Source organism: Cryobacterium sp. PH31-O1 (assembly GCF_030063455.1).
In the GTDB taxonomy this organism is placed as follows: Bacteria; Actinomycetota; Actinomycetes; order Actinomycetales; family Microbacteriaceae; genus Cryobacterium.
This window is the reverse complement of the sequence record NZ_JASITB010000006.1, coordinates 1-22,405: the sequence shown is the minus strand read 5'-3', so window position 1 is coordinate 22,405 and position 22,405 is coordinate 1. Positions and strand designations below refer to the sequence as shown.

Annotated in this window: 19 protein-coding genes and 1 rRNA gene; 9 read left to right on the top strand and 11 right to left on the bottom strand. The window is 66.3% G+C overall.

Annotated features, from left to right (window positions below):
* The first annotated feature begins 89 nt into the window (after positions 1-89).
* Together QMK31_RS12775 and QMK31_RS12770 are read left to right on the top strand one after the other, a co-directional pair.
* Entirely contained in the window at positions 90-515 is a 426-nt protein-coding gene (locus tag QMK31_RS12775; protein ID WP_349361570.1) for an LpqB family beta-propeller domain-containing protein, read from the top strand.
* A 13-nt stretch (positions 516-528) separates the two neighbouring features.
* Positions 529-2,241, top strand: coding sequence for a DUF5671 domain-containing protein (locus QMK31_RS12770; RefSeq protein ID WP_283501335.1), 1,713 nt, complete (start codon positions 529-531; stop codon positions 2,239-2,241).
* 5 nt (positions 2,242-2,246) lie between these two features.
* Here QMK31_RS12770 and QMK31_RS12765 read toward each other — a convergent pair whose 3' ends face one another.
* Genes QMK31_RS12765 through QMK31_RS12755 form a run of 3 tightly spaced genes read right to left on the bottom strand, consistent with a single transcriptional unit; the run spans position 2,247 to position 4,828 of the window.
* Positions 2,247-3,509: a CpaE/TadZ family protein gene (locus tag QMK31_RS12765; RefSeq protein ID WP_283501334.1), complete on the bottom strand. Its 1,263-nt coding sequence runs from the start codon at positions 3,507-3,509 to the stop codon at positions 2,247-2,249.
* Positions 3,509-4,144 (bottom strand): hypothetical protein, encoded by a 636-nt coding sequence (locus QMK31_RS12760; protein WP_283501333.1) that lies wholly within the window; start codon positions 4,142-4,144, stop codon positions 3,509-3,511. The genes QMK31_RS12765 and QMK31_RS12760 overlap by 1 nt, the downstream gene beginning before the upstream one ends.
* Positions 4,145-4,201: 57 nt before the next feature.
* A complete protein-coding gene (locus QMK31_RS12755) occupies positions 4,202-4,828 on the bottom strand; it encodes a hypothetical protein (protein ID WP_283501332.1) in 627 nt (208 codons plus the stop codon).
* Between the two features lie 105 nt (positions 4,829-4,933).
* Here QMK31_RS12755 and QMK31_RS12750 point away from each other — a divergent pair, with 105 nt between their 5' ends.
* Positions 4,934-5,389 (top strand): Rv3235 family protein, encoded by a 456-nt coding sequence (locus tag QMK31_RS12750; RefSeq protein ID WP_283501331.1) that lies wholly within the window; start codon positions 4,934-4,936, stop codon positions 5,387-5,389.
* 80 nt (positions 5,390-5,469) lie between these two features.
* Here QMK31_RS12750 and secA read toward each other — a convergent pair whose 3' ends face one another.
* The 6 genes from secA to mtrA form a co-directional block, all read right to left on the bottom strand.
* On the bottom strand, positions 5,470-8,277 hold the full coding sequence (gene secA, locus QMK31_RS12745; protein WP_283501330.1) for a preprotein translocase subunit SecA: 2,808 nt from the start codon (positions 8,275-8,277) through the stop codon (positions 5,470-5,472).
* A 138-nt stretch (positions 8,278-8,415) separates the two neighbouring features.
* Positions 8,416-9,120, bottom strand: a complete 705-nt coding sequence (gene hpf / locus QMK31_RS12740) for a ribosome hibernation-promoting factor, HPF/YfiA family (RefSeq protein WP_283501329.1) — start codon at positions 9,118-9,120, stop codon at positions 8,416-8,418.
* Positions 9,121-9,206: 86 nt separating this feature from the next.
* Positions 9,207-9,911, bottom strand: a complete 705-nt coding sequence (locus QMK31_RS12735; protein WP_283501328.1) for a ComF family protein — start codon at positions 9,909-9,911, stop codon at positions 9,207-9,209.
* Between the two features lie 94 nt (positions 9,912-10,005).
* Complete coding sequence (locus QMK31_RS12730; protein WP_283501327.1) at positions 10,006-11,703, bottom strand: LpqB family beta-propeller domain-containing protein; 1,698 nt, start codon at positions 11,701-11,703, stop codon at positions 10,006-10,008.
* Positions 11,696-13,336, bottom strand: a complete 1,641-nt coding sequence (gene mtrB, locus QMK31_RS12725) for an MtrAB system histidine kinase MtrB (protein ID WP_283501326.1) — start codon at positions 13,334-13,336, stop codon at positions 11,696-11,698. The genes QMK31_RS12730 and mtrB overlap by 8 nt, the downstream gene beginning before the upstream one ends.
* Positions 13,337-13,393: 57 nt before the next feature.
* Positions 13,394-14,074: an MtrAB system response regulator MtrA gene (gene mtrA, locus QMK31_RS12720; protein WP_283501325.1), complete on the bottom strand. Its 681-nt coding sequence runs from the start codon at positions 14,072-14,074 to the stop codon at positions 13,394-13,396.
* 154 nt (positions 14,075-14,228) lie between these two features.
* On the opposite strand from mtrA, the gene QMK31_RS12715 reads away from it, so the two are divergent.
* Genes QMK31_RS12715 through QMK31_RS12695 form a run of 5 tightly spaced genes read left to right on the top strand, consistent with a single transcriptional unit; the run spans position 14,229 to position 19,738 of the window.
* The gene (locus QMK31_RS12715; protein WP_283501324.1) at positions 14,229-15,392 is read left to right on the top strand and encodes a DUF7847 domain-containing protein; all 1,164 of its coding nucleotides are present in this window, start codon (positions 14,229-14,231) and stop codon (positions 15,390-15,392) included.
* Entirely contained in the window at positions 15,389-16,105 is a 717-nt protein-coding gene (locus tag QMK31_RS12710; protein ID WP_283501323.1) for a DUF4129 domain-containing protein, read from the top strand. Before QMK31_RS12715 ends, QMK31_RS12710 begins: the two co-directional genes overlap by 4 nt.
* Positions 16,102-17,421, top strand: a complete 1,320-nt coding sequence (locus QMK31_RS12705) for a DUF4350 domain-containing protein (protein ID WP_283501322.1) — start codon at positions 16,102-16,104, stop codon at positions 17,419-17,421. The genes QMK31_RS12710 and QMK31_RS12705 overlap by 4 nt, the downstream gene beginning before the upstream one ends.
* Complete coding sequence (locus QMK31_RS12700) at positions 17,418-18,428, top strand: AAA family ATPase (RefSeq protein ID WP_283501321.1); 1,011 nt, start codon at positions 17,418-17,420, stop codon at positions 18,426-18,428. Before QMK31_RS12705 ends, QMK31_RS12700 begins: the two co-directional genes overlap by 4 nt.
* 2 nt (positions 18,429-18,430) lie before the next feature.
* On the top strand, positions 18,431-19,738 hold the full coding sequence (locus QMK31_RS12695) for a DUF58 domain-containing protein (protein ID WP_283501320.1): 1,308 nt from the start codon (positions 18,431-18,433) through the stop codon (positions 19,736-19,738).
* A 144-nt stretch (positions 19,739-19,882) separates the two neighbouring features.
* On the opposite strand, the gene QMK31_RS12690 is transcribed toward QMK31_RS12695, so the two are convergent.
* Positions 19,883-20,878 (bottom strand): stage II sporulation protein M, encoded by a 996-nt coding sequence (locus QMK31_RS12690; protein ID WP_283501319.1) that lies wholly within the window; start codon positions 20,876-20,878, stop codon positions 19,883-19,885.
* 17 nt (positions 20,879-20,895) lie between these two features.
* On the opposite strand from QMK31_RS12690, the gene QMK31_RS12685 reads away from it, so the two are divergent.
* A complete protein-coding gene (locus tag QMK31_RS12685) occupies positions 20,896-21,747 on the top strand; it encodes an RDD family protein (RefSeq protein ID WP_283501318.1) in 852 nt (283 codons plus the stop codon).
* Positions 21,748-22,055: 308 nt separating this feature from the next.
* Here QMK31_RS12685 and rrf read toward each other — a convergent pair.
* Positions 22,056-22,172: ribosomal RNA gene (gene rrf, locus QMK31_RS12680) — 5S ribosomal RNA — on the bottom strand.
* Between the last annotated feature and the right edge of the window lie 233 nt (positions 22,173-22,405).

Below are 22,405 nucleotides of genomic sequence, written 5' to 3'. Positions count from 1 at the left end.
CCACAGCGCCCGCTGTGGTGATGCCACAAAATTGGGTCCATGATGTGATCATGCACACTAGGACTACAACGAAGGATCGCACCTTGATCGTGATCCTCAGCATCATCGCCGCCCTCGTGCTTGTCTCCCTCGTTGTGGTCTTCACGCGGGGGGCACCGGAAACGCTCGATCCGGGCACTCCCGAAGGCGTGGTGCAGGCCTATTCCGCGGCCGTGATCGACGGTGATGAGACGGCCGCTGCCGCCTTCCTCACCGCGGGCGCCTCGGTGGGCTGCAGCCAGGGTGAGCACGGCCCGACCGACAGTCTCCGGGTCGTCCTGGTATCCACGACAACTCGCCCCAATTCAGCCGATGTCGTTGTGTCCCTGGTTACTTCGTACGACGACGGTCCGTTCGGTGCCTCCGAGTATGAATTCGAGAGCAACTTCGATCTGGTCAAAGTTGACGGTGACTGGCTGATCGGCCAGGCCCCATGGGAACTCTCGATCTGCCCGAACCCGACGGTGACCAAATGAAGGTGACCAAATAGTGTCCATTCTCGTTCTCCTCGCTCTCGTCGTCGTGTTGGGCGCCGGCATCACGGCCATCATTGTGATCGTGCGCCGATCCGCCGGCCAACCCGGCAGCACCTCGGCCCCGACGGCGCGCCGAGTGGTGGTGTACGTTCTGCTCTTCGCGCTGGTGGTCATCGCCGCGATCGGCCTCAGCGGACTTGTGGGACGCCTTCTCGACACCAGCAGCCTCCCCACGGGCACAAACCTGGCGGGAAGCGATGTGTCAGCGCTCGCGCGCTCTCTCGCCTTCACCCTGATCGCCGGCCCGTTTGCTGCGCTGCTCTGGTGGGTGCTTTGGCGACGGTTGGCCAGCGCGGAGCGTGACTCGATTGCCTGGGGGTTGTACCTCGCCGGCATGCAGACCGTCTCGCTCGTGACGGCGACCTCAGCCCTGCTGTCGACCCTCGCCGCGCTCGTCCGCAGCGACTGGCAGCCGCGCACCCTCGCGATCGCGCTGGTCTGGACCCTGGTCTGGGCCTGGCACCGGTGGATGTCCCGGCATCCGTCCAGGAGCCCCACCCAGCTGACCAGCGTCGCGCCGATCCTCGGCTCGATTTTCGGCCTGCTGATCGGGGCAGTCGGGGCCGTGACAGTCTTGGCGTCCGTGGTGAACGCTGCCGTCGACGCCCTGCTCTCCTCGATCGCCTTCGGCGACCAGTGGTGGCGGCTGACGCTTCAAGCGGGTGTCTGGTTGCTCGGCGGCGCCCTGATCTGGTGGTGGCAGTGGATGCGAGAGCACGCAGAGCTGGTACGCGGTGTGCTGGCCGATCTCGTACTCGTCGTCGCGGGTATCGCCGCCGCAGCCGCCACGACGTTGGTCGGAACAGGAACGCTGCTGTTCGTGCTGCTCCGGCTGGCTTTCGCCCGCGAGACGGCCCTCGACGATGTTCTCGATCCGCTTGGTACCGCCATCGCGGCGGCTCTCGTCGGCGCCCTGATCTGGGCCTACCACCACGGCCTGTTGCGGCAGCGCACGGTGTCTCCTCGGCTGGCCGCAACGCTGGTCGTTTCCGGTTTCGGTCTGGCGGCGGCGGCTTCCGGGCTGGGCATCGTGGTCAACGCCCTGTTGGCTGGACTGGCACCGGTCGTGGTCGGGTCTGACACGCGCTCACTGCTGCTCGGCGGCCTCAGCGCCGCAATTGTCGGCGGCCCGGTGTGGTGGGCAGCCTGGAAGCCGCTGCGCTCGGTCGATCCGGTGTCCGCCCAGGTGATGGGCCGCCGGGTGTACCTCATTGTGATCTTCGGGATCAGCGCGATCGTGGCGATCGTCACCCTGCTCGTGATCGGCTACCGAGTTTTCGAGTTCGTTCTCGACGACCTGAGTGGGCAGAGCCTCCTCGACCGGGTGCGAGCGCCGCTCGGGCTGCTCGTCGCCACCGGCCTCGCCGCCGGGTACCACTTCTCCGTCTGGCGACGCGACCGGTCAGCCCTGGCCGCAGCCGGCCTGCCCGGCCGCGCGATCCACCGCGTGATTCTGGTCACGGCCGGAGACCCGACCGTGCTGCGCGACCTCATCGCCGGTCTGACCGGAGCCGCCGTAACCGTCTGGCAGCGCGCTGGCTCGCCCGCTGAAGTCCCGCCGTCGGCCGAGCGCCTCAGCCTGGCCCTCGTGGGAGTGACCGCAACGCGCGTGCTCGTCGTCGTGGGTATCGGCGGCAACATCGATGTGATCCCACTACAAAATTGACCCGATCATTGTGCCGGGGCCGTCTTTCGGCCGCGCCACCACGCGCGCCGCGGCATCCGCTCGGATGCTGGGGTCGGGGCGATGATGAGTTCTTCCAGTACGAAACGACGGATGCCCAGGCGCACCGGCGACTTCGGGCTCGCGTCCCGCAGGGTGCGGCCGGTCAGTACCGCCGCGTCGAGGGCGCCCTGGTCGTGCGGTACCAGGATGGGATCCTCAATACTGCCGTAGCGCAGCAGCATGGCGGCCACCTGACCGCGTGGATTCAGCCCGACAGCGCTCGACCGCACCTGGTTCATCACAACGCTGACGGTGCTGCTCCCGATCACCTCGGCGAGGTCGCTCCAGGTGCGCAGAAACCGGGCCATGCCCACCGGGTCGGCGAGCCCGCAGGCGACGACATGGTCGGCCACCCGCAGCGCCGTGATCGTGGCCGCGTTCCGGCGGGGCGCCCGAACATCGCTGGATAGCTCTTCGTCGCTCTCGAGGTTGAACCCGGTGTCGAGCACCACGTAATCCGCCCAGTGGCGCAACGCGTCGATGGTGCGGGTGACGCGCTCCGTAGATAGTTCAGGCCAGCGCGACGGCAGGCCGAGGCCGGTCAGTACCCAGAAAGCGCCCTTGGGCGAGTTGTAGCGTTGCGCGATGCGTTCCAGTTCCGACTGGTTCAGGCTGTCGCTGCCTGCCAGCCGGCACGCGGCCGCGAAGCCCGGCGCCTCATCGAGCATGCCGAGGCTCGGGGCGATCGAGGCGCTGTAGGTGTCGAGGTCTGCCAACACCACCGTGTGGCCGGCCGCGGCGATTTCCGCGGCGATGTTGATGGCGAGGGTGGTGCGTCCGGGAGCGCCGGACGGCCCCCAGACCGCGATCACCGAACCGGTGTTGAGCGCGCCGCCGGTGAAATGCCGCTCCCCCACGCGCAACGGAACGACGACACCCGACACGAGCAGGTCTTCGATTTCTGACCAGTCGCAGGGGATCGCTACCGTTTCGTAAAGGCCGAGGGTGCCGGCGTGACGCCGTTCCTGTTCCGTCGCGGTGAGGGCCACCACCCGGATTCCGCGTTCATCGCACGCGGCGATCAGCTGACCGGTCAGGGATTCCCGTCGGCCGCTGACCACGACGACGTGCGGCTGACCGTGGGAGAGGGTGTCCAGGAATTCCCGGGCGGTGTCGACGCGGGTGACCACACTGTGACCACAGTCGATGATGTGGGCCAGCATGCGTTGTTCGGTGGACCGGTCCAGCACGAGCGCGAGCCGGGCCATCACGGACCTGCCGGGGTGTTCACGGGCACGATTGCGAGGGCGTCGCCGTTCATGATGGCTTCGAGCACCGCGCCCACGGTGGGCTTCGGCACGAGCATCTCAACCGACTGGCCGTTGTCGGCGGCGATGATGCCGGTCGGTTCGACGATGCGCACTACGACGGCCTGCCCCACGAGGATGGTAGGCGGCGCGTATTCGCTCGGTCCGATCGCCCGCGCCGACCAGATATCGACGACGGAGCCAGCAGAGATGGACCCGGCCAGTCCACCAGGAATGTCGACGACGACGCTGGTCACGTCACTCCCTGACGAGTCCCCCACCGCCGACCGGGCCACAAGCTCGCCGGCCAGGATCGTCTGGGTGACCAACAGTCCACCCTTAAGGTCGGCTGCCGGCACGAGATACAGGTCGACCGCGCCGCCGAGCTGCACCCGGGTCAGGGCGACGTCGGCTGACTTCAGCTGGTCACCGACGGTCAGCGTGTGCCGCGCGGTGTAGACCGCCGTGGTGCGATCACTGCCGGCGACGATCATTCCGACTCCCGCGATCGAGGCGACGACGAGAACCAGACCGATGACGAATCGGGGATCGACCCAGAATCGGCGGCGCGTGCGGGTGGGACGGGGTGTTTTCATCCGTTGCCTCGCTTGTGGGTATCGGTGAGCTGAATGGGTGGGCGGAACGAGCGGGCACTAACGCAGTCGAACGACATGAATTTGCCAGAACGGCACGAGGCGGTACTGCAAAACGTCGGGTGTGCGGCGCAACGTTCCGAGCGGATGCACCGCCAGATCGAGATGGTCACGCGCCACCCGGTCGATGGTGCCGCCTAAGACACCCCCCTTGGTATCGAGCTCCACGGTGCGCCGTCTGCGGCACAGGCTGCGCAGCACGAAAGGGAATCCGACGCGTTCGGTCTGCCTGCCGGTGGACTCTGACTCGATGGCGAGCGATGCCAGACTCTGCTGTTCGGTCAGCAACACACCGGCAAGGGCCGACAGCGGGATCACACACTCCACCGGATTGTTGGCAGCGCCCAGCAGATTGGCCGCGAGCCAGTCCTGTCCGAGCGTCGTCGGGCACAGCGCGAGGATCTCACCGGTTACCAGCACCACGCGGATCTGAAGCGTACCGCCGAGGCCGGCGGACCGCAGAACGTTGCTCAGCCGTGTGCGCAGGGAGAGCGTTTCCAGGCGCTGGCGTTCCTCATGGCGGCGCAGGTCGGCAGCCTCCGAGCCCAGCTCGTGTTCGAGCTGCCCTTCGAGGTCGTCAAACAGATCATCCCAGCGCACACGTAGAAAATAGCCGACCTCGAGCATTCTCGCTGACCTTATGCACAGGCTCTTTAAGCACTCGACAGGGCCTCGACCGGGCTGCTTAGGTTTTGCGCCAGACAAGTTGCAGGTTCGACGGCAGGAGGAACGATGACATCACCCGGTTCCGGCGCCCAGCGTTCGCAGGATGAGCGTTCGCAGGATGACCCAGGAGAGCACCGCATCGACGGGCACGGCACTGGCTCGCAACCGGATGCTGCCGCGCACCCGCTTGAGGCGGAGCGGGTCTTGCGCGCCCTCGCCCTGAGTGCTGTCGAGATCATCGCCGGGGCCCGGGACCTCGAGCAGCTTGCTCGCTGGGTCACCGACGACGTCTACGCCCACCTTGGCGTTCGCGTCTCCATCGCGGCGCGGGCCAGATCCATCACGGGGATCGTCGCTCAACGCCCGATACTGTGGATCGATCACGTCACAATGTCGCCGACCGCCACCGGCGGCTTCGACGCCGTCATTCTGGTGCACGACAAACGCCGGCCGCACGTCGTCGCGTTGCAGGTGGAAGGCCTGCCCCAGCACTGGCGCGCCACGGTACTCGTCGTCATGTGAAGCGCTGGCAGCAGGGCCAGCACCCGCATGGCCGGCGCGGTGACACGCGCCCGCGGTTGGGCGCGCATCACCGGTGCGTTCTAGGTCGTTTTCTTGCCCTGGGCACGGCGCTCAGCCCGGTTAACCGGAGCGGTGTCCTCAGCCTTCTGTCCGAATGCTCCGCGCTGGGGCGGGCTGGCGACTTCGGCCGACCCGTCCTCGCTCGCCGCGACAGTGGAGGTGCGTCTGGCCCGGTCAGTGGCGGCCTGCTGGATCTGGCCGCGCTGGTTGCGCACCTCGACTCCGCCGGAATCGCTCGGGGCGGTGTAGCTGAGCTTCTCCTCGGGGGAATCGGCCGGCGCCAGTCCCTTGGCTACGACGACCGGTCCGGCTACGGCACCGGCGCCGGCGGTCACCTCGACGTCGAGGTTGAACAGGAACCCGACGGTCTCCTCACGAATCTGGCCCATCATCTGTTGGAACATGGCGAAACCCTCGCGCTGGTACTCCACCAACGGGTCACGCTGGGCCATGGCGCGCAGCCCGATTCCGTCTTTCAGGTAGTCCATCTCGTAGAGGTGGTCGCGCCAGCGACGGTCGATCACCGAGAGCACAACGCGGCGTTCCAGTTCGCGCATGGCGGGCGCCCCGAGCGACTCTTCGCGGCGTAAGTAGGCAAGCTTGGCGTCGGAGAGAATCTCCCGGCGCATAAAGTCGCGGTTAATGCGGCCCTTGTCGCCGGCCTCGGAGACGACCTCGTCGATGGTCAATCCCACCGGGTAGAGGGTCTTGAGTTCGGTCCACATCGCGTCGAAGTCCCAGTCGTCTCCGTTGCCGTCGCCGGCATGCACGTCGAGCACCTCGTCGATGACATTGGTGAGAAAGGTCTGGGTGCGCTCGTGCAGGTCGTCACCCTCGAGAATGTGGCGACGGTCACCGTAAATGGCCTCGCGCTGACGGTTGAGCACGTCGTCATATTTGAGCACGTTCTTGCGAATCTCAGCGTTGCGACCCTCGACCTGGGACTGGGCACTGCGAATGGCGCGACTGACCACCTTCGATTCGATCGCCATGTCGTCTGGCACGCCCTGGCGGCCCATCAGGGCCTCGGCTGCGCCGGCGTTGAACAGGCGCATGAGGTCGTCGGTGAGCGACAGGTAGAACCGGCTCTCGCCCGGGTCGCCCTGACGTCCACTGCGTCCGCGCAGCTGGTTGTCGATGCGGCGGGACTCGTGCCGTTCGGTGCCGAGCACGTAGAGTCCGCCGGCGGCGATGACCTTATCGGCTTCCTCGGTGACGTCGCTCTTGACCGCGGTGAAAACGTCGTCCCAGGCCAGCTCGTACTCGTCGGGAGTTTCGACCGGGCTGAGGCCCTTGGCGTTCATCTCGGCCACGGCGAGGAATTCGGCGTTACCGCCGAGCATCACGTCGGTACCACGACCGGCCATATTGGTGGCGACGGTGACCGAACCAAGCCGGCCAGCCTGCGCGACGATCGCCGCCTCACGGGCGTGGTTCTTGGCGTTGAGCACCTCGTGGCGCACGCCCTTCTTGGCGAGAAGCCGCGAGAGGTATTCGCTTTTCTCGACGCTCGTCGTTCCGACCAGAACCGGCTGGCCGGCTTCGTGGCGCACGACGATGTCTTCGACGACCTGACGAAACTTGGACTCTTCGTTCTTGTAGATCAGGTCGGATTGGTCGATACGCTGCATCGGCTTGTTGGTGGGAATGGCCACGACACCGAGCTTGTAGGTGCTCATGAACTCGGCGGCTTCAGTCTCGGCTGTTCCGGTCATGCCCGAGATCTTCGAGTACAGGCGGAAGTAGTTCTGCAGGGTGACCGTGGCCAGGGTCTGGTTCTCGGCCTTGACGGCGACCCCCTCCTTGGCCTCGATCGCCTGGTGGATGCCCTCGTTGTACCGACGTCCCATGAGGATACGGCCGGTGTGCTCGTCGACGATGAGCACCTCGCCGTTCATGACGACATAGTCTTTGTCTTTCTTGAACAGGGCGTTGGCCTTGATGGCGTTGTTCAGAAAAGAGATCAGCGGTGTATTGGCTGACTCGTAGAGGTTGTCGATACCGAGGTAGTCCTCGACTTTTTCGATGCCGGGTTCGAGTACACCGATGGTGCGCTTCTTCTCGTCAACCTCGAAGTCTTCGTCGGTGACGAGGCGCTTGGCCAGGCTGGCGAATTCGTTGAACCAGCGGTTCGCTTCACCCGATGCCGGCCCGGAGATGATCAGCGGGGTGCGTGCCTCGTCGATGAGGATCGAGTCGACCTCATCGACGATGGCGAAGTAGTGTCCGCGCTGCACCATGTCGCTGGCCTGCCACGCCATGTTGTCGCGCAGGTAGTCGAAACCGAACTCGTTGTTGGTGCCGTAGGTGATGTCGGCCGCGTACATCTCGCGACGCTGCGCGGGGGTCTGACCGGAGAGGATGCATCCGGTCGTCATGCCGAGGGCGCGGAAGACGCGACCCATCAGTTCGCTCTGGTAGCTCGCCAGGTAGTCGTTGACCGTAATGACGTGCACACCGCGGCTGCTGATCGCGTTGAGGTAGGCGGCGGTGGTGGCCACGAGGGTCTTGCCCTCACCCGTCTTCATTTCGGCAATATTGCCCAGGTGCAGGGCGGCCCCACCCATGAGCTGAACGTCGAAGTGACGCAACCCCAGGGTACGAACGCTGGCCTCTCGCACGGCTGCGAAGGCTTCCGGCAGTAGATCATCGAGTGATTCGCCGTTGGAGTACCGTTCCCGCAGGGTGACGGTCTCGTTCTTCAGCTCGTCGTCGGTGAGCTCATGGAAGTCTTCTTCCAGCGCATTGATGGCTTTCGCATAGTTTTCCAGGCGGCGCAGAACGCGGCCTTCACCAACACGAAGAACCTTTTCAAGAATTGACGCCACGAATGTACTCCACTAGTCAAACGGTGCAGGCAGGAGCTGCGGCAGTCCAATCGCAACTGCCGCAGCACACGCCTGCGCCTCTCGTCTGGCAGATGCCAGAGCACCGACCTGGTCGGCGGCTAAGGTAATGCTAGTTGGTCAGTTGGCACGCCCGCTGGCAACGGGCACAGCCTCCTGCAGCTCCTCGCCCGAACCGTCGAGTTCGATGACCCCGTAGTCCCAGCCCTTGCGACGGTAGACCACACTTGGACGCTTGGTCTCCAAGTCTTGGAACAGGTAGAAATCGTGGCCGACGAGCTCCATGAAGTAGAGGGCATCGTCGACGGACATCGGGGCCGCCGCGAAGACCTTGCGACGGATGACGACGGGGCAGTACTCGTCTTCTTCGGCGACAGCGGGAGCATCCGCTTGCACGATGGGAATCGCTCCAGTGCGTACCCGTTCGAGCGTTTCAGGATTGGCCGGTGTGATATCGATGACGCTGAAACCGACCGAGGACGCCTCGTGCAGCGAGGTGGGACGGTGGGCTCCACCGCGGTGCACCTTCTTGCGGTCCTTGGCACGGCGAACCCGTTCGAGCAGACGGCCAAGAGCCACATCAAAAGCGGCGTACTTGTCGGATCCGTCAGCTTCAGCCCGCACCAGCGGACCCTTGCCGATCAGGGTGAGTTCGACACGATCGTTGCCGGCGGCAGCGCCGTTCTTCTCATGGTGGCGACTGACCTTGATCTCGAGCGCGAGGGCCTTCTCGGCGAGGAGGGCGATTTTCTCAGCCTTCTCCGTCGCGTAATCTCGGAAGCGATCCGTGATCCCAAGGTTGCGTCCGACGATGTTAGTTTCCATGACGACCTCCAGTTTGGCGGACCGCCCCAAAACCGGGCGATCATTGCGCGCCTTTGTCTCCACCGTAGCCGTGGCGGTGAAATAAGTCACAGTATTTGTTGATCGATTTGCGCCGAGCGCGAATACTGGGGCAGCAGACGCCGTGTTTCCGCCAGTGCAGCTAGGCCGACGACGGTACCGCCTGCAGCGAACACGGCGCGCCGCGCCTCGAGCAGGGTCGCTCCGGTGGTCACGATGTCATCGACGAGAATCATCCGCGCCCCGTCAAGCGGTCGCCGCGCGACGAGGCTATTGCTCTTATTCGCGGCGCGCGCTTCGCGACCGAGGCCGACCTGATCGACGGATTCCCCGCGCTGCGCCAGCGCTGGGAACGGGTGCAGCCCGGCCCGATGCAGTAGGGCATCGACCGGGTGATAGCCGCGCAAGCGCCAGGCCAGGCGGGACGAGGGGATTGTCACGAGCTGGATGCCGCCGCCGTTCCCACTCGGGACGGCGGCGAGCGCGGCCACGATGGCCGCTCGCAGCGGCGCGGCGAGCGCGGCGGCGGCATCCGTTCGACCACCGTCTTTGTAGGCGGCGATCACGTGCCGGGCCACCCCCTCATAGGTCAGGGCAGCCCAGACGAGGGCATCGTCGCGGGTGACCGGATGCACTGCGGGGAGCAGGGCCAACCGGCAGCTCGCACACAGCGCACGGTCGAGGGCACCGCAGCCGCTGCACTCGGTCGGCAGCAGGGTGGCCCAGGCATCCAGACCCGCGATGGTCAGTTGTTTACGCAGCCCTCGCGTCATCAGGCCAGTGTGCCGCGTGCAGCCGGTGCGCGGGGCGCCAAGTCGCCAACGGTGCAGGAGCGGAGCTGGCACCGTCTGGGGAGGAGACGGCCGGCTAGCTGCCGAGGCCCTGCTGGGTGGCAAGCAGGATCACGTCGTCGATGCGGGCTTGCCAGCCCGCTCCGCGCTGCACCTCCAGGCTGCCGGTGTCGGTGAGCACGCGCAGGTCCCGCACGGAGTTACTGCCGACGATGAACCGGCTGCTCGCTGGGGATTCCAGAACGGAGCTGGCGCCGCCAATCTGCTGCGCCACGATGCGTGCCTCGCCGCTCGGCAGGGTGCTAAGCGACGCCACGGTCAACTCGTCGATCCAGGTCGCGTCGAGGCCGACCCCGCCGTCCGATGCCAACAGCACGGGCGGGCCGAGGCCGGTCGGGGCCTGCTCCGTGCGGGTGATGGATGCGACGACAAAACGGGTCTCCGAGCCCGTGCCGAGCAGGGCGATCAGCCGGGCACCGTCCCGCGAAATTTTTAGGGCCGTGATCGAGGTGGCTTCCGGCCACGGCGTCGGCAGCACGGTCGCGTCGCCCGTTGGGCTGTAGACGACCAGGGCGGTCGGATCGTTCGACGGCACCGACCAGACGAAGCGGTCGTTGTCCATCGACGGCGCGAGCAACCCAGCGCGCGAGTCGAGCAACTCGGGCTCGTCGCTGTTACGCACGACGTAGACGCCCTCGCTGGTGAGCACGGCGGCTGATCTCTGGCCCGAGGCCAGCGTCACCGCTGTGGGTTTCAGCTGGGCGATGGTGGCAGACAACCCGTCGAGCGGGGTAAGGCTCTGCCCGGTTGCGGCGAGAAAACCAAAGTCGTCACCACGCAGCACGAGGGCTCGGGCGTCGACGCGCGGATCGACGAGGGGAGCCCCGGTCTGGACGTCATCGATGGCCTGGGAATTCTGGTCGATGGTGATATCGACCGTCAGTCCGGACGGCAGGCTCGCCGCCAGCTGCGCTTTCATGCGCTGGAGCGTCTGCCGGTCGGCGTTGAGTGCTTCGCTGTTCAGATCGACCATGGCCTGGCGCCCGACGACCTGCACGGCGTCGGCGGTGAGCTTGGAGCCTTCCGGGAACGCCGTGGCGACCGCTCCGGTCAACCAGGCGCTCGGTCCGTTCAGGACGGCATTGACGAGCTTGGTAGGAGCGGATGCGCCGCGCGGAAACCAGCGCAGGTCAGGAACCAAGAATCGAAAGCCGGGGTCGTAGAAGTAAACGGGTTGGGCGCTGAACACGTCATTGAACGTGTTTTCGTCGATGACAGTGCCGTTCGGAGCGGAGCTGATGCGCCACTGGCCGCCGATCTGCTGAAATTCGTAGCGCAACGGTACCGGACTGGCATCGACCTCACGGTATTCCCCGGCCTGGTCTACCTCGGCCACCGGCGTTACGGCCACCAGGGTGGTGCCGTCGTCGATGACGGTCAGGGTACGCCCGGAGCCGTTGTCGACGGTGACGCCCGCCGTGGCATCCCAGCTGGGTTGGAAGGCCGGGGCCAGGAACTGGCGGGCGATATCGTAGTTGTTCTCGGGACTCGAGGAGGCATCCATGAAGCCGCGCAGAATGGATTCCGTCGAGGCATCCTGTTGCGGCAGTGCCGGCAGAAAAACCGGGGCCGGATTGTCGTCTGGCGCGATATCATTGCCGGCGTGCACCACGCCATCTCGCGGAATGCCGGTGCAGCCGCCCAAGCCGATGGTGAGTGCTATGGCCACGAGCAGCGCCGGGAAAATGCGGCGGCGAGCTGTGCGATCAATCATTTCGGCCTCCGCCCTGCCCAGGCAGATACCCGGTCTCGCCCAGTGAGGCGGTCGCGTCGTCGGGCGGCAATGGAATCGGGGACCGTTCCAGCACGGCGCCGGCCAGTCGGGGTAGGGTCAGCCGAAAACACGACCCCTCTCCCGGACTCGACCAGACCTGCAGCCAGCCGTTGTGCACGCTCGCGTCTTCGCGGGCGATGGCCAGCCCGAGGCCGGTTCCGCCGATCGTGCGTTGGCGGGACGGATCGGCCCGCCAGAACCGGTCGAAGACGTGTGCGACCTCGGCCTGGCTCATTCCGAGGCCATAGTCGCGCACGGCGAGCGCGACCGCGTTCGCATCGCTGTCGACCGACACCACAACGGGTTTGCCCTCACCGTGCTCGATGGCGTTGCCGATAAGGTTGTGCAGCACCCGGCGGATGCGCCGCGGATCGACGTCGGCGTTGACATACCCGCCCGGAGCCAGCAGCCGTAGGTCGCTGCCCTTGGAGTCGGCGAGGGATCGGAGGCTGTCGATGGCGTCTACGGCGAGGTAGACCAGGTTGGTCGGTTCACTCTCAAGCTCGACCGATCCGGCGTCGTAGCGGCTAATTTCGAGCAGGTCGCTCAGCAGCAGCTCGAAGCGCTCGACCTGGGTGTGCAGCAGCTCAGCGGTACGGCCGGTGGCCGGTGGAAAGCTCGCCCGCTGGTCGTACAGCACATCGCCTGCCAAGCGGATGGTCGTCAGCGGCGTGCGCAGTTCGTGCGAGACATCCGACACGAACCGTTGTTGCACCTCAGACAGGTCGGCTAGTGCACGAATCTGGCTTTGCAGGCTGTCTGCCATGCCGTTGAAGGATCGGGCGAGCGTCGCGATGACGTCTTCGCCCTTCTCTGGCAGACGCACCTCGAGGTCACCGGAGGCGAGTTTCTGGCTTGTCTCTGCGGCTACCCGCAGCGGCGTGACGACAAAGCGAACGACGATCCAGGTAACGGCGCCGATCAGAAGTACGAGGGCGACGCCGGCCACCCCGAGGGTCTGCTGCACGAAGAGCAGCGTCTCTTCCGCGTCTTGCAGACTATACGCGATGTACAGCTCATAGCGGCCAGCCACCGGAACCGTGATCTGCGACCCCACAACAATGCCGGGGACGGTCGCGGCGTCATCGCCGGTCAGTGTGACCGATTGCCAGAACTGGTCTCCGATGTTGGCCTGCACCTCGGTGCGCAGCTCGGCCCCGATCACGCCAGTGGACTGTCCGAAGGTCGACGAGTCGAGCGGTGCAACGGTCGACGAGTCCTGGCCGGGCACCCGCAGCACGGCGACTAGTCGGCTCGACGAGGCGGCAGAGATCGAGGTGCGTGCCGCGCTGAGCAGGTTTTGCACCTGTACCCGGTCGGTGGCATCGGAGGAATCGAACAGGCTTTGCGCGGCACTGGTCGCGCGGTCGGATTCGAGCAGCACCTGGCTGAGCCGGGATTGGAACAGGTCGTTGCCGATACTGACTGACATGTACACGCCCACCACCAAAATCGCTACGCCGGAGAGCGCTACGGAGATAGTCACCGTGCGAAATTGCAGGGAAGAACGCCACGATGCGCGCACCAGCCGGGGCCAGTTGCGCGGCCTGCTCCAATAGGTCAGCTGGGGCACGGTGCGGCCAACCGTTTCTGTGGGGCTCGCCGGGAGGTCATCTGCGGTTCCGGCCCGTTAGCTGGCCGTACCGGCACGGTAGCCGACTCCGCGCACCGTCATGACGATCTTGGGGTTGTCAGGGTCGTGCTCAACCTTGGCTCGCAGCCGCTGCACGTGTACGTTCACCAGCCGGGTGTCGGCCTTGTAGTGGTAACCCCACACCTGTTCCAGCAGCATTTCGCGGGTGAATACCTGCTGGGGTTTGGAAGCGAGGGCCAGCAGCAGATCGAATTCGAGCGGGGTGAGGTTGATCGCGGCCGTTCCGCGGGTGACTTCGTGGCCGACCGCGTTGACGACGAGGTCGCCGATGTGAAGGGCGAGAGCACCGTCGGCCGCTGGCGGGCGCAGGCGGGTGCGAATGCGGGCGACGAGTTCTTTGGGATTGAATGGCTTGACCATGTAATCGTCAGCCCCCGACTCGAGCCCCTTCACCACATCGGTGGTGTCGGACCGGGCGGTCAGCATGATGATCGGCACCCCCGATTCGGCGCGGATCAGCCGGCACACTTCGATGCCGTCGAGGCCGGGCAGCATGAGGTCGAGCAGAACCAAAGCGGGCTTCTCGGTGCGAAACGTTTCCAGAGCGAGCGATCCATCGGCACAGAAGCCTGGGCTGAAGCCCTCGCCTTGCAAAACGATGCCGATCATTTCGGACAGGGCGGTGTCGTCATCGATCACCAAAATGCGTGCGGTCATGGGTCTCTTCCCAGAACAATTTCGTGGTGTGTTCTGATTGTGCGCTCAGCAGATTGCCCGATGAGTAGGGCAAAGTCTGGCATAAGAGTAGCCGAGCGCGCTGACAGAGCCCCTCCGAGCGCATTTCTTGATCGACCTGTGCCAGCATTGAATGGTGACAAACTCTTGGCAAGCTCCCGACGCCCCCGTTCCCCCGCGCTACGGGGAGTTCGCGGTGCCCGCCGCGCCCGTTCCGGTCGCACCGTACCAGGGCAGCCCGTACCAAAGCAGCGACCCGGGCCGGGGCTGGGCTCCTCCGCCCAAGCCGGGATTGATTCCGTTGCGGCCGATCGGGTTCGGCACGCTGTTGGGCGCGTCGTTCCAGGTCTTGCGGCGCAATCCGAAGGCCACTTTCGGCAGCGGCCTCATCGTGCAGGCGGCGATCATGCTCGTCACCGTCGTCATCGTCGGGCTCGTGACCTTCTGGGCGCTCGATCGCATCGACAGCGCTCCGCTCGGTCAGAAGGATGCCGTCACGGCCGGTTCGGTGCTGATCGGTGCGCTGTCCCTGATCGTTCCCGTGGCACTGTCGCTCATCGGTTCAGCGCTGTTGCAGGCCGTCATCGTGGTCGAAGTGGCCCGCGCGACCCTCGGCGAGAAGCTTCGGCTTGGCGCCCTGTGGCGTCGGGCGGCAACTCGCCTCTGGCCGCTGACCCTGTGGACTTTGCTGCTCACCCTCGCGCTACTCATCGGCGTGGCCGTGATCGCCGGCATTGTCGTGCTGTTGGTCAGCGTGGGCGATGTCGCCGGCATCGTCGCCGGTGTGCTCGTCGGCGTCTTCGGAGGCCTGCTCCTCGCTGCGGCGAGCGCTTTCATGTACACCAAGACCAGTGCCGTTCCGAGCTTGATCGTGCTGGAGAAGTTGGGCGTGCGGGCATCCGTTGTTCGATCATGGTCGCTGACCCGCGGCTACTTCTGGCGCACCCTTGGCGTGCTGCTGCTGGTCGGCCTGATCGTGCAGGTGATCAGCCAGATCGTCACCACCCCGGTCTCGTTATTGTTCGGTGTGGGCACCGTGCTGGTGGACCCGACCGGTGCGTTCGCCGAGCAGTCCTCGATTCTCAGCGTGGTCGTCAGCCTCATCATCGCCATTCCGGTGGCGGCCGTCGCGGCCGTCGTGCAGTCGGCGGCGGTCGCGTTGATCTACCTTGACCTTCGCATGCGCAAGGAGGGCCTCGATCTGGAACTGGCCCGCTATGTCGAGTCGGCAGCGCAAGGCGACGACGTGCCAGACCCCTATCTGGCACCGGCCGGTTCCGGCGGATACCCGGCGGCATGATCGCGTTCGGCCTGGCACAGCTCGGAGCGGTGGCCGGGCGCCGCGTTGTCGGCCTGGCGGGTGACGTGCCGGTGACCCCCGACGCGCCAAAAGCCCGCCAGTGGTTGCGGGAGGAACTCGCCAAGGCTCCCTACGAATCGGCCAGGCCGACCTGGTTCGACCGGGCATCGCAGGGTTTTCTGGACTGGATCAACTCGCTTGCCGTCAGCGGCGACGGCAGCCTGGCGGACTGGTTGCCGGTCGTCGCGGTCGTTCTCATCCTCGCGGCGCTCGTGGCCGGCTGGCTGCTGTTTGGAGCTCCCCGGCTGGCGAGGCGACGCCGGGCCGGCAGCGACCTGTTCGGCACGATCGACCAGCGCAGCAGCGCCGAGATGCGCACGGCGGCCGCCGCTGCGGCCGGTCGCGGCGACTGGAGCTTGGCCTGCGAGGAGATCTTTCGCGCCCTGGCCAGGGGCCTCGCCGAACGAACGGTGCTCTCGGTCACCCCGGGCACGACCGCGCACGACTTCGCCGCGCGGGCGCGGCTGGCATTCCCGCCGAGCGGTCTTGCCCTGGCCCTGGCTGCGGATACCTTCGACCGGGTGCGCTACCTTGAGCAGGCCGGAACCGAGCCCGACTATCGCGCCCTCGCTGCACTCGAGGCCGAGCTGCGGGCCGCGTCGCCCGTGCTTGGCACGCCGCCGACCGCGCTGGCTGAGGCAGGCCGATCATGAGCGTGACACTCGATTCAGCAACGGATGTCGCCGCCAACCACGGCCATTCTGCCGGTGGTGTTCCTACGACCGTGGCGACACCGACCCTGCGCGCGTTGCTGCGCCGCTCCTCGTTCTGGATCTTCGCCTTTGCAGGCATCGTGATCGTTGCGATCGTCGGGGTGTTCCTGTCCGGCGGCAGCAACGCTGCCGGCCGCGCCCTGGCCGGCGACAACGCGGCGCCGGCCGGGTCGATGGCGCTCGTGGAGGTGCTGCGTCAGCAGGGGGTCACCGTGACGCTGGCGGACTCGTTGGTCGAGGTGCGCGACGCTGTCGGCGCTGATTCGACCGTGCTGCTGTTCGACGAGAACGGTTACCTCGACGGCGACCAGCTGGCCGAGCTGGCCGAGCTGGCGGCGCGCACCGTCGTCGTCGCACCCGATTTTCTGACCCTTCAGGCGCTGGCGGCGACCGTGGGTTTCGGCGGTGTGTCAGACGCCTCATCGCTGCAGGCCGACTGCGTCCTGCCGGCCGCGAACCGGGCTGGGGAACTACTCCCGGGCGGGGATACCCTCTCGATACCGGCTGGCGAGCATCCGCTCGTCACCGGCTGTTTCGCCAGCAGCACCGACACCTTCTCCCTGATTCAAGTGGAGAACGAAGCGACCGGCGGCATCGTCTCGCTCGTGCCCGATGCCCGGGTCTTCAACAATGAGAACGTAACCGGCTACGGCAACGCGGCGCTCGCCCTCGGACTGCTCGGGGAGAGCGACTCGCTGGTCTGGTACCTGCCGACGCTGGCCGACCTGCCCCGTACCGGGCCGCCGTCGCTTGCCGCCCTCACGCCCGGCTGGGTCAGCCCCGTAGCTGTGCTGCTCGTGCTCGCCGCTGTCGCCGCCGCGTTCTGGCGTGGCCGGCGGTTCGGGCCGCTCGTGGCTGAGAACCTGCCGGTCACGGTGAAGGCGAGCGAAACCATGGAGGGTCGGGCCCGGCTGTACGCGCGCAGCAACGCCCGACTGCGCGCGCTCGACGCCCTGCGCGTCGGCACCGTGCAACGCCTCGCCCGTGCTGTCGGCCTCGGCCGCCTCGCCCATCTGGAGGAGGTCGTCGGCGCGGTCGCCCAGATTACCGGTGGCGAGCCAAACCAGGTGCGGCGGGTGCTGGTCGACGCTATTCCGTCTTCCGACGCGCAGCTGATGGCCCTGTCCGACGCACTGCAGGCCCTCGAACAGGCTACCGGCCGGGCCGTAATGGCCTCGGTGGTGCCTGCTGCCGAGGCGGCAGCATCCGCTTCTCGTGATTCTTCACCCCCTCCAGCCGAGAGAATGGACCCATGACGATTCCCGCCACCCCCACCGATCTGATCAACCCGGTTCCCGCCGATGCAGCGGATGCCGCCACGCTGCGCGCCGCGCTCAACCGGGTGCGCACCGAGGTCGGCAAGGCCGTCGTCGGGCAGGACGGCGCGGTGACCGGGCTGATCATCGCTCTGCTCGCGCGCGGCCACGTGCTGCTCGAGGGCGTGCCCGGCGTCGCGAAGACGCTGCTGGTGCGCACGCTCAGCCACGCGCTGAGCCTCGATACCAAACGCATCCAGTTCACGCCCGACCTGATGCCGGGCGACGTGACCGGATCACTCATCTACGACGCCCGCGCCGGCGAGTTCGAGTTTCGGCAGGGCCCGGTGTTCACGAATATTATGCTCGCCGACGAGATCAACCGCACACCGCCGAAGACGCAGTCCGCGCTGCTCGAGGCGATGGAAGAGCGGCAGGTCAGCGTCGACGGCGAGTCGATGAAGTTGCCCGAGCCGTTCATCGTGGCCGCGACCATGAACCCGATCGAATACGAGGGCACCTACACGCTGCCCGAGGCGCAACTTGACCGGTTTCTGCTCAAGCTCGTGCTCGAGGTGCCGCAGCGGGTCGATGAGATCGAGGTGCTGCGTCGCCATGCGGCCGGTTTCAACCCGCGTGACCTGGCCGGAGCCGGTGTCAGCGCGGTGCTCGGCGCGGCCGAACTCGCCGCAGCCCAGGCGGCCGTCGCCCGCGTCGGGTCGAGCGCCGATGTGCTCGCCTACATCGTCGACCTGGCCAGGGCTACCCGCACGAGCCCCTCGGTCAAACTCGGAGTCAGCCCCCGCGGAACGACCGCGCTGCTCGCCGCCACCAAGGCCTGGGCCTGGCTGAGTGGCTACGACTCGATCACTCCAGACCACGTGCAGGCGATGGCGCTGCCGGTCTGGCGGCACCGCGTGCAGCTGCGTCCGGAAGCCGAACTTGAAGGTGTCTCGGTCGATGCCATTCTGCGCGGCGTGTTGCAGCAGGTTCAGGTTCCGATCTAACGATGACGCTCAGCGGACGGTTCGTTCTTCTCGTCGCCCTCGGCGTGGTGCCCATCGTGTGGTTCGGGCCTGACACGGTGGCGGCGACCGGCGTGCTCTTCATCTGGCTCGGTGTCGTGCTCACGCTCGGCGGCGTCGACCTCGCGTTAGCGGCGTCGCCCCGCGCGGTAACGGTTGAACGGATGCTGCCCGCCCGCGTTCGACTCGGCGAATCCGTCACGAGCGAGTTGTATCTGACCAACACCGGGCGCCGCCGCCTGGTCGCTGTGGTGCGGGATGCCTGGCAGCCGTCGGCCGGCGCCGGCCGAAATCGCAGCCGGGTCGCTATTCCGCGCGGCGAACGACGGCTCGTCTCGCTCACGCTCACGCCCTTTCGTCGCGGGGAACGGCGGGTGGAACAGGTGACGGTGCGCACGCGCGGACCGCTGGGCCTCTGGAACCGCCAGGCGACGCTTAACGCCCCCGGGCGCATCCGGGTTTTGCCGCCCTTTCACGCCCGCAAACACCTGCCCTCTCGCATTGCCAGGCTCAAGGAACTCGACGGGCGCACCAGCGTGATGGTTCGCGGGCAGGGCACCGAGTTCGACTCCCTGCGCGAATACGTGCGCGGTGACGACGTACGCTCGATCGATTGGCGGGCAACAGCCAGACGCAACGATGTGATGGTGCGCACCTGGCGGCCGGAACGGGATCGCCGCGTGGTCATTCTGCTCGACACCGGGCGCACGTCGGCCGCCCGTGTCGACAACGAGCCGCGGCTGGACACCGCCTTCGAGGCTGCCCTGCTGCTCGCGGCGCTCACCTCGGTCGCCGGCGACCGCGTCGACTTTCTCGCTTTTGACCGTCGGGTACGGGGCCGGGTGCAGGGCGCGAGCGGCGCAGCCCTGCTCGCGCAGATGGTCGATTCCATGGCCATGATCGACCCGGAACTGATCGAGATGGACTGGGCGGCTGTTCCCGGCCAGGTGCGTTCGATCACAAGCCAGCACGCCCTGGTCGTAGTGCTCACCTCGATAGACGCAGCGGGCGCGTCGACCGGGCTGCTCGCGGTGCTGCCGCAGCTCACCAAACGCCACACGGTGGTCGTGGCCTCCGTGCTCGACCCGGCCACCGTGCTCGCTGCGGCGACCCGGGGCGGTCGTGACGAAATCTATCGGGCCGCAGCTGCCGAGCGGGCCTTGCTCGACGTGGCACGGGTATCGGCCGCCATCCGCCAGCTGGGAGCGGATGTCGTCACCGCCTCCCCCGCGCAGCTTCCGCCGGCCCTGGCGGACCGGTATATTGCGCTGAAGGCTGCTGGAAGGCTCTGAAACCCTGCGCTGGAGCCCGGTGCTCTCGCCGCTCCAGCGGAGACCTGACAGCCACTGGGTCTCCCCGTGACGCCCATCTCACATCCGTTTGTCGGGTTGGCCGAGACTGCCAGGGGCACGATCATAGCCGGGCTCCGATGCCGGTCACGCCGCGTAGATCCGCCTGCTCCCAGCCTCGAACTCACCCAGGTCGCCGGTCTCACCGGCGCGGGTCGCACGGCCGCCAAGAACGATCATGTAGGTCAGGAACGCGCCCAGAGCCACGGCGCCGACACCGATCTTGATCGGCCATGGCCAGGGCGCAGGCGTAACGAAGCCCTCGATGATGCCAGAGACCAGCAGCACGAAGACGAGGCCGATGGCCACGGTGAACAGCGCGCGGCCGTCTTCGGCAAGTGCCTGGCCTCGCGTGCGGGCCCCTGGGGCAATCCAGGCCCAGAAAATGAGCAGCCCACCGGCCGCTGCGACGAAGATGGCGGTCAGTTCGAGCAGCCCGTGCGGTGCAATATAGAGAAAGAACACGTCGCCCTTGTCGTAGGCGAACATGATCGCGGCGGTGGTGCCGAGGCTCATGGCGTTCTGCAGAATGATGAACGGCACATACACGCCGACGATGCCGAAGGCGATGCACTGCGCCGCGATCCAAGCGTTGTTGGTCCAGACTAATCCGGTGAACGAGGCTGCGGGGTTCTCGGAGTAGTAGCCGACGAAGTCTTCGTTGGCCAGCTGGGCGAGTTGGGCATCCGTTCCGAGATTGGCCAGCACCGCCGGGTCGTTGAACGCCCAGACGGCGTACAGCCCGGCCACGACGAAGGTGACGACGGCCACGGCGAGCGTAAGCCAGCGCAGCCGGTACAGGGCTGCCGGCAGCTGGGCGACGAAGAAGCGCGGAATCTGGGCGAGCACATTGGCACTCACGCCGGTGAAACGCAGCCGTGCCCGGGACAAGCCGACCGACAGCCGGTCGCCCTCCAGCGTCGAGCCGGCAGTGGACTTAATGGCGGATAGCTGGGTAGCGCCGGCCTGATACCGCTCGATAAGTTCGTCGGACTGGGTACCACTGAGACGCCGCCGGGCACCGAGCTCGGTCAGGCGGTCCCAGTCGGCGCGATGCGCTGCCGTGTATGCGTCTAGATCCATCTGGTTCAATAGTAGACATGAAGGAGACCGCGCGTCCTACTGCAGCTTTCGACCTGAGCCCGGGTGACGAGCTCGTAACCGGGGAAGCCGTCGCGCTCGACGTGCGGCCGGCGAGCGTTATTCTGCGCGCGGCCGGCGCAATCATCGACACAGTCGCGTACGTGGGTCTGTACCTGCTCATTCTGCTGGCCTTCTTTCTGAGCCTCGCGCAATTCACCGATACCGCGCTCACTCAGGCTGTCTCGGTTGCCGCCCTGGTCTTTTCACTGCTGGTCGTACCCGTGCTGGTCGAGACGCTCACCCACGGCCGGTCGCTCGGCAAGCTCGCCATCGGCGCTCGTATCGTGCGCGACGACGGTGGAGCCATCTCGCTGCGCCACGCGTTCATTCGGGCCCTCACCGGCGTGCTCGAGACCATCATGACCCTCGGCGGTCTCGCCGCCACCACCGCCCTGCTCAACGGCCGCTCCAAGCGGCTCGGAGATCTGCTCGCCGGCACCTACAGCCAGCACGAGCGGGTGCAGCGCAATAGAGAGATCCCGCGTCCCCTGCCCGAAGCGCTCCTGCCGTGGTCGCAGACCGTCGATATCGCTCGACTGCCCGACCGGCTGGCCCGTCGCGTTGCCCAGTATCTGCGCCAGTCCTCGCATCTGACGCCGCTCACCCGCGAGCGGCTGGCGCAGTCCCTGGTCGCCGAGGTCACGCCGTTCGTCTTCCCCCTGCCCGATGCGCCGGCCGAGTATTTTCTGGTCGGAGTCGCCGCCGTGCGCCGCGAGCGCGAGTACACCGCGCTGCTGCTTGAACGCGAGCGTCTGTCCCGCCTCGCCCCGGTGCTGAACGGCCTCCCCCACGGTTTTCCGAACCGCTAGCCACGGCCCTGTGTACGGAAGCGTTCATCGCGCCCGTAACCCCAGACCACAAGCCAGGGCGTTCGCAAGGTCATGCACATGGCGGGCTGTGCCGACCCCGTAGGCGCACAGACGCCTGGTGCAAGTGGCTGCTCCTACCGCTGTTGCACGTAGCTGGGCCGTCCCCAGGTGTTCAGGTTGTGGGCAGGCCGTCGGTATATTCGCGGGGTGACCAAACGTCGATGGATCGCAAAGGGGCCGCTCTGTCTGGGTTGTTAACGCAGAAAAGCCATCCCGTAGGGATGGCTTTTCTGGTGTTGCTAAGTTAAGTCCGGCGGTGTCCTACTCTCCCACAGGGTCCCCCCTGCAGTACCATCGGCGCTGAGAGTCTTAGCTTCCGGGTTCGGAATGTGACCGGGCGTTTCCCTCTCGCTATAGCCGCCGAAACATCTTTCGATGAATCGATTCTATATTATTTAGTTATATAGAGCCCTCGTGATGAGGGCGTTGTTCTCGACCGTACATCGAGAACCACATAGTGGACGCTAAAGAAGCTTCTTCAAACTGAGTGTTATCAAATTATCGGCTTATTAGTACCGGTCAGCTCCATGGGTCTTTAGTCCCCACTTCCACATCCGGCCTATCAACGCAGTAGTCTAGCTGCGAGCCTCTCCCCCGA